At 34.6% G+C, this 6,194-nt stretch carries 11 protein-coding genes; 2 read left to right on the top strand and 9 right to left on the bottom strand.

All coding sequences use genetic code 11. From position 1 onward, the window contains the following. The 9 genes from IM479_RS13535 to IM479_RS13495 all read right to left on the bottom strand — a co-directional run. A partial coding sequence (locus tag IM479_RS13535; protein ID WP_287699457.1) for a tetratricopeptide repeat protein occupies positions 1-1,485 on the bottom strand: 1,485 nt, incomplete at its 3' end. Beyond that, the gene (locus IM479_RS13530) at positions 1,472-2,821 is read right to left on the bottom strand and encodes an ATP-binding protein (protein ID WP_353737549.1); all 1,350 of its coding nucleotides are present in this window, start codon (positions 2,819-2,821) and stop codon (positions 1,472-1,474) included. The genes IM479_RS13535 and IM479_RS13530, both read right to left, overlap by 14 nt. 179 nt (positions 2,822-3,000) lie before the next feature. Next, positions 3,001-3,273 carry a hypothetical protein gene (locus IM479_RS13525; RefSeq protein WP_287684441.1) on the bottom strand — a complete coding sequence of 91 codons (273 nt, stop codon included), beginning with the start codon at positions 3,271-3,273 and terminating at the stop codon, positions 3,001-3,003. 29 nt (positions 3,274-3,302) lie between these two features. Further along, positions 3,303-3,605 carry a hemolysin XhlA family protein gene (locus tag IM479_RS13520; RefSeq protein WP_002773297.1) on the bottom strand — a complete coding sequence of 101 codons (303 nt, stop codon included), beginning with the start codon at positions 3,603-3,605 and terminating at the stop codon, positions 3,303-3,305. A 233-nt stretch (positions 3,606-3,838) separates the two neighbouring features. Then, positions 3,839-4,051 (bottom strand): type II toxin-antitoxin system HicA family toxin, encoded by a 213-nt coding sequence (locus IM479_RS13515; protein ID WP_002759169.1) that lies wholly within the window; start codon positions 4,049-4,051, stop codon positions 3,839-3,841. Further along, complete coding sequence (locus IM479_RS13510) at positions 4,044-4,250, bottom strand: type II toxin-antitoxin system HicB family antitoxin (protein ID WP_012264985.1); 207 nt, start codon at positions 4,248-4,250, stop codon at positions 4,044-4,046. The genes IM479_RS13515 and IM479_RS13510 overlap by 8 nt, the downstream gene beginning before the upstream one ends. 360 nt (positions 4,251-4,610) lie before the next feature. Then, positions 4,611-4,832, bottom strand: a complete 222-nt coding sequence (locus IM479_RS13505) for a type II toxin-antitoxin system HicA family toxin (protein WP_286827437.1) — start codon at positions 4,830-4,832, stop codon at positions 4,611-4,613. After that, positions 4,822-5,028, bottom strand: coding sequence for a type II toxin-antitoxin system HicB family antitoxin (locus IM479_RS13500; protein ID WP_002766390.1), 207 nt, complete (start codon positions 5,026-5,028; stop codon positions 4,822-4,824). Before IM479_RS13500 ends, IM479_RS13505 begins: the two co-directional genes overlap by 11 nt. After that, positions 4,988-5,338, bottom strand: a complete 351-nt coding sequence (locus IM479_RS13495) for a hypothetical protein (RefSeq protein WP_287684442.1) — start codon at positions 5,336-5,338, stop codon at positions 4,988-4,990. The genes IM479_RS13500 and IM479_RS13495 overlap by 41 nt, the downstream gene beginning before the upstream one ends. Before the next feature lie 167 nt (positions 5,339-5,505). Here IM479_RS13495 and IM479_RS13490 point away from each other — a divergent pair, with 167 nt between their 5' ends. Both IM479_RS13490 and IM479_RS13485 read left to right on the top strand, forming a co-directional pair. Then, positions 5,506-5,766 carry a hypothetical protein gene (locus tag IM479_RS13490; protein ID WP_002773298.1) on the top strand — a complete coding sequence of 87 codons (261 nt, stop codon included), beginning with the start codon at positions 5,506-5,508 and terminating at the stop codon, positions 5,764-5,766. Then, complete coding sequence (locus tag IM479_RS13485; RefSeq protein ID WP_287684443.1) at positions 5,753-6,175, top strand: type II toxin-antitoxin system VapC family toxin; 423 nt, start codon at positions 5,753-5,755, stop codon at positions 6,173-6,175. Before IM479_RS13490 ends, IM479_RS13485 begins: the two co-directional genes overlap by 14 nt. Positions 6,176-6,194 lie beyond the last annotated feature (19 nt).

Below are 6,194 nucleotides of genomic sequence, written 5' to 3'. Positions count from 1 at the left end.
GCGCTTATTATAAGCATTGCCCAGATTATTTTGTGTTCTTGCCCATTCATAAGGAAAGGCTTCACGGGTATATACTTCTAATGACAGGTTATAAGCAACAATAGCTAACTCTAAATTTTCTGCCCTTTCCCCTCTGATGCGAGATATATAAGCAGTCCCCAGATTATTTTGTGTTCCTGCCCATTCATAAGGAAAGGCTTCACAGGTATATACTTCTAAAGACTGGTTTAAAGCAACAATAGCTAACTCTAAATTTTCTGCCTTTTCCCCTCTGATGCGTTGACTATAAGCATTACCCAGGTTATTTTGTGTCATTGCCCATTCAGAAGGAAAGGCATCACGGGTATATACTTCTAAAGACAGGTTATAAGCAACAATAGCTAACTCTAGATTATCTGCCCTTTCCCCTCTGATGCGATTACTATAAGCAATCCCCAGATTATTTTGTGTCATTGCCCATTCAGAAGGAAAGCTATCACGGGTATATACTTCTAAAGCAGAATTAAAACAAGAGATCGCCCTTTCTAAATTATCAGCTTTACTGCCTTGATTCTTGTCAAGATAAACGTTACCTAAACTATTTTGAATTTTAGCCCATTTTTGAGAAAACTTTTGCTCAGAATAAACATTCAAAACCTGTTGATAAATTGTTTCTGCTTCCTCATATTTCTTTGCTTTCTTATATACATAACCCAAGGTCTCAAGAGTGGCTACTTTTGTCGGTTCTAATGATGTTATTTGATTACTTAAATTCCAAGCTTCTAGCAAAGATTCTTCCGCTTTTTGTAACTCTCCTCTACGGTAATAAGCAACCCCTAATTGCTGTAAAGTTGTTATCATCATAGATATATTTTTTTCTGCTGAATACTCTGCAAATAATCGAGTTAATATATCAATTCTTGCTTGAGTTTCTGATACTCCATCTCGTTCAAGAACCCGAGCAAAATTCACAAATTGACGATCAATATTTTTTTCTTCTGGTAGAGATTCAAACTTAAAAATACCTGATTTCCAAGCCCAAAAATCAGGGGCAAATCTAGCGAATCTAGTAATAGTATCGTTTGATAAACAAAATAATATGGGATAAGGAACATCATAGGTAAAAGCGTCTCTAACAAAATTGAGATTTTGTAAAATAGGGGGATAATCCTTAAATCCGATAGAATTTTCTAATCCTTTGATAATTAACACTTGCTTTTTATCTTCTAAAGGGGGATTTTTAGATAAATAGTTTAAAATTTCATCTAATAAAAAACGCACCTGAGAATCATCTATATTTAAAACAATAAATTGTATATTTTGACATTGAGAATTATTCATTAAACTCTCAACTATCCAGTTAGCTTCCTCATTGCGGTTAACTTCAATAAAGCCAATAGTTAATCCTTCCGCAAAATCAATAAAAGTCAGTAACTCAGCTAATCTCTGCTGATTTTTTGCTAAAAATAGATGATTAGAAATAGAGAAAGATTTAGTTTCTAACATTTTCTAATACCTTTTTAAAAGCTTGAATAGATTCAACAACTGGATTGATATAGTTCCATCTATCATTACCATTATATTCTAAGGCAGAAGTATTAAATAACATAAGTTGTCCAATTTGATTGTTATTAATTTCCTTGTTTAAATAGACATTTACTAAATGACTATAATGCTCATCAGGAATGACTCTTTCAAAATCAAATTGTACTTGTTTAATGGCAGTTTGTACGTCTTCACTATCAATTTTAGAGCCGCCTTTTGCATTTGCTGAAGTAATAGCAGTTCTCATCATTTGCATTAGTTGTCTAACATGACCACCACTAGCTTTAGCTAAACTTAATAAATCATCATAATTGGCAAAAACATCCTGAACATTAACCCTAACTTCAATTAATTTAGCAACAGCTTTTAAGGCTTCTTCTTGATAGTCTAAATTGGGCTTATTTCTTTGTAAATTGTAGATATTGATCATCGGGACAATATTAGAGTTCTCGAAAAAATTATTGACTTTTTTAGCTGAATAGATTGTAGAAATTGGCACAGTATAAATAATATTGCATCCCAAGGCTTGTAACTGTGCTGCATAATCGAAAAATAAATGATCGCCTACTTCTGGTGTTACTCGATCTAAATTGTCGAATATTACTAAAAATCCTTGATATTGAGGGAATTTTTGCTGTAATTTTCTGAACCCATCATCTAGTAAAAAATTTACATCAGCTTGTAAGCGAGAAATATCTTGTTCTAAGGTTTGACGAATTGTTTTTTTACGTTTATCAGATCCTTTAATTTGTGCTAATAATTTCACTAATAATTTAGCTACAAAAGGAATAGGAAAGGGAGAGGAACTAACATCTAAAGTTCCCGACATACTCACAGACTTCTCAACGGTTTCCTCTGTTTCTTCTGTGATATCTTTAAACCAAGCTTCAAAATTACCCAGAAGTTCATCATCAAACTTAATTCCTCGTTGTCTAAGTTCATATTCAATTTGCTTAATTAATACTAAATATAAGTCTATGTAACGCGCATCTTCAATGTCAATTTCCCGATCAGCTTCTAAATAAATAATAAAATATTTTTCTTGCCATCTTTCCTGAATTCGCCTTAATTCTGTGCTTTTTCCACAGCCACGATGACCTGTAAATAAAATTGTTGTAAATTTTTCAGGTTCTTGAAATTCAAGAATTGTATCAACTTGACCTATAGCTTTGGTATTGCGAACTTTTGATAAATCAACATAATATCGTTTCATAGCTTCACCCCTTAGAGGATCAAGATTACAAACTCGGTAAGCTTCTTTGAGATTTTTGGCAAGATTAGTTTGGGTCATAGTCATTGAACAATATTATCTGAATAATCATAATTAATTATATTATAGCTTTTCAAAAAATACAATCTCCCTAAATCCAGTATCAAGGCGAACGCATCTTATTTTTGAAAGGTAGGCTGGATAAGGGTTTTCGAGATCATGGTTGATTTTTTCTGAAACGCTGAAAGTCTTATTAGATAAGGAATCTAGAATTTAGATGCGTTTGCCCTAAATCCAGTATTGACCAGTCGAAGGGTGAGATATTGCCCCAACTGTTGCGCCATATTCCGTAACCAAGCAACAGGATTATTATTTCCTTGTTCTTCTAACCCTGTTGCATAGTTTTCCATCACCTGCAAAAAATCGGGATCAATCAATTCCTGATTTGCTTGCAGAATATTATTCAGTTCCTCATCATCAGTACAAGTGAGCAACTGTTCAATTAAATTAATATAAGCTTGGGTGCGTTGTTCATCCATTGTTTTGATTGTGATTGTTATAATTATATTTATGATTGAGGAGGAAAAGGAATAATAATGTAGCGGATGACTGTTCCTAGTAAAGCCGTTCCCAAAATTCCGATTAACGTCCAAATCTGTGCCTTTTGAGAGCCTTTCAATTCTTTGGTATCTTCTTTTACACTTTCAATATCTTTTTCCAAACTATCGATTTTTTCCTCCAATCTAGCTTGTCCAACTTCTAAATTAGTGAGGCGATTATTCATTATTTCTAACTTTTGTTCCAGTCTGTCAAATCTTTGGTCAAACTTAGTGAGATATTCTTTAAGGTCTTGTTCAATAGTAACTGACATCTGATGATTCTCCTAATAATGATGCTTGTCAATATTATTGTATATCTTAATCATTAGCACAAGTGAGCAACTGTTCAATTAAATTAATATAAGCTTGGGCGCGTTGTTCATTCATTGTCTGTACTGTGATTGATGTGATTGTGTGATAGACTGTGATTTTTTTTAGAGGCCGACTCGATGATATTTAGATAAGCTTGGGTGCGTTTTTCGTCCATAACCTTAATCCGATGCTTTTACAAAAGTTTTTTAAATTCTTCAATAGACATTCCGGCACCTTTAATAATTGTTCCCATTGTATAAGCATTAATTGGATTAGCTCTGGGAATTGTTAAGATATGCTCTCCATCAGTCATTGTAATATGTTTACCCTGTCGAACAATCCTAAATCCTGCTTTTTCAAAGGCTTTAATGGCTCGTTGATGATTAATTCCGGGAAGACTAGGCATGATTTAATTCAACTTCCACATAACAAGATTCTACACCTTGATTCAATTCCTCAGCAACTTCTAAATAAGACACAATAGCATCTTGAATATTATTGAGAGCTTCTTCTTTTGTCGTACCTTGAGAAGCACAGCCGGGTAAACCAGGACACCAAACAGCATATCCTTCTTCTGTTTGCTTAAGACTGACTTTATACTGCATATTTTTATAATAATAATCGTTGTCAGTTATTATAGCACGGCCATCATTAATCTCTGCTTCTGCTTGTAATACTTCTAATAAAAACCCCTGATATTCCTCTATAGTTCTCGCTTGAGAGTTGAGATATTCCCTCAACTGTTGCGCCATATTCCGTAATAAAGCAACAGGATTATTATTTCCTTGTTCTTCTAACCCTGTTCCATAGTTTTCCATCACCTGCAAAAATTGGTGGTCAATCAATTCCTGATTAGCTTGCAGAATATTATTCAGTTCCTCATCATCAGTACAAGCGAGCAACTGTTCAATTAAATTAACATAAGCTTAGGCGCGTTGTTCATTCATAAAATTGTCTATTTCTAGTTATAAACTATCAAATTCATCAACCCCTAATCCCGCTTGCCTTAAAATACTGCCAATTGTACCGATTGTTACCTCCTTATAACAGGGAACAATCGTTGTCCTTTTTCCTCCAGGAGTATCCTTGGCAAACTTAACATGACTCCCCTTTTGACTAACAACTTCAAACCCTGCCGCTTCCAACTTGCGTTTAATTTCACGATAAGATAAAGGCTTAAGCGGCATTGATTTCTACCTCTATCTTCTGTAATTGGGGAATAACTGTCGCACAAGGCGGTTCAAAATGTAATTCTAAAGCCTCTTGCAGATTGTTTAACGCCTCGGTTTCCGTTTCCCCTTGACTAGCAACATCAACCTCTAAACATTGGGCAACAAACCAATTATCTTCTTGAAAAATTCTCGCTGTAAATACCTGTCTCATTTTCACTTTCCTGATTGAGCTTTCCATGATTATATGTCAGGCTAGAATGACAGTCAATTAAATAATCATATAGATCATGCTTTAGACTTCTACATAACAAGATTCTATACCTTATATCCCGTAACCAAGCAACAGGATTATTATTTCCTTGTTCTTCTAACCCTGTTCCATAGTTTTCCATCACCTGCAAAAATTGGTGGTCAATCAATTCCTGATTTGCTTGCAGAATCTTATTGAGTTCCTCACCATCAGTACAAGCGAGCAACTGTTGAATTAAATTAACATAAGCTTGGGCGCGTTGTTCATTCATTGTCTGTACTGTGATTGATGTGATTGTGTGATGGAATATAATTTTTTCGAGAGAGCGACCCTATGATATAATATAATAAACTCCCATGATTGTCAAAAACAACCCAATCATAGTCCGTCATTCAATCACTCTCAATCATAGTTTAGACATTATTAAGGACAAAGACTATGGACATCACCATTCATCTTAGCCAAGAACAAAGGGAAAAACTCGCCTACATCCAACAACATAGCGATCAGGATATAACTACCCTACTCAATCAAGTTATTGAGCAACAATATACCAAACTATACCCGCGTAACTCAGAGCCTCTTAAAGTGCTAAAAGAAAGCGGTTTTATTGGGTGTGGACAAGGTTCGCCCGATCTTTCTACTAACTATAAAACCATCTTGAAGGAAGAATGGTCAGCCAAACATGATTATAGTTGATACAGGCTTCTGGTTGGCTCTTGCCAATGAGCAAGATAATCATCATCAGCAAGCACAGCTTGTAATTCAAAGATTGCGAGAACCCCTAATAACAACCTGGTGTGTTTTCACCGAAACTTGTTACCTTTTGCTAACTCGTCTCGGTAATCATGCTCAACTGCTATTTATCCAAAATTTCTTAGCGGGTGGTTTTGAAGTATTTGAATTACAATCAAATCATGTTAGACGAATGCAACAACTCATGGAACGTTATGAAGATATACCAATGGATCTAGCTGATGCTTCATTAGTAGTATTAGCTGAAAACTTAGGACACGGGAGAATTTTAACATCAGATCGCCGCGATTTTTCAATCTATCGCTGGCAGGATAACAATACTTTTCAAAATTTATTCTTAGAATATCCTTAATACTTGGGAATCAAATGAA

The sequence above is a fragment of the Microcystis sp. M165S2 genome (assembly GCF_020245885.1).
Classification (GTDB): Bacteria; Cyanobacteriota; Cyanobacteriia; order Cyanobacteriales; family Microcystaceae; genus Microcystis.
The sequence above is the reverse complement of the archived record's forward strand: the minus strand, read 5'-3'. Positions and strand labels throughout refer to the sequence as shown.

Excerpts from the sequence above, each read along its gene's own strand:
- IM479_RS13530 (WP_353737549.1), bottom strand. The coding sequence starts at position 2,821 with ATGACTATGACCCAAACTAATCTTGCCAAAAATCTCAAAGAAGCTTAC.
- IM479_RS13525 (WP_287684441.1), bottom strand. The coding sequence starts at position 3,273 with ATGGATGAACAACGCACCCAAGCTTATATTAATTTAATTGAACAGTTG.
- IM479_RS13520 (WP_002773297.1), bottom strand. The coding sequence starts at position 3,605 with ATGTCAGTTACTATTGAACAAGACCTTAAAGAATATCTCACTAAGTTT.
- IM479_RS13515 (WP_002759169.1), bottom strand. The coding sequence starts at position 4,051 with ATGCCTAGTCTTCCCGGAATTAATCATCAACGAGCCATTAAAGCCTTT.
- IM479_RS13510 (WP_012264985.1), bottom strand. The coding sequence starts at position 4,250 with ATGCAGTATAAAGTCAGTCTTAAGCAAACAGAAGAAGGATATGCTGTT.
- IM479_RS13505 (WP_286827437.1), bottom strand. The coding sequence starts at position 4,832 with ATGCCGCTTAAGCCTTTATCTTATCGTGAAATTAAACGCAAGTTGGAA.
- IM479_RS13500 (WP_002766390.1), bottom strand. The coding sequence starts at position 5,028 with ATGAGACAGGTATTTACAGCGAGAATTTTTCAAGAAGATAATTGGTTT.
- IM479_RS13495 (WP_287684442.1), bottom strand. The coding sequence starts at position 5,338 with ATGAATGAACAACGCGCCCAAGCTTATGTTAATTTAATTCAACAGTTG.
- IM479_RS13490 (WP_002773298.1), top strand. The coding sequence starts at position 5,506 with ATGGACATCACCATTCATCTTAGCCAAGAACAAAGGGAAAAACTCGCC.
- IM479_RS13485 (WP_287684443.1), top strand. The coding sequence starts at position 5,753 with ATGATTATAGTTGATACAGGCTTCTGGTTGGCTCTTGCCAATGAGCAA.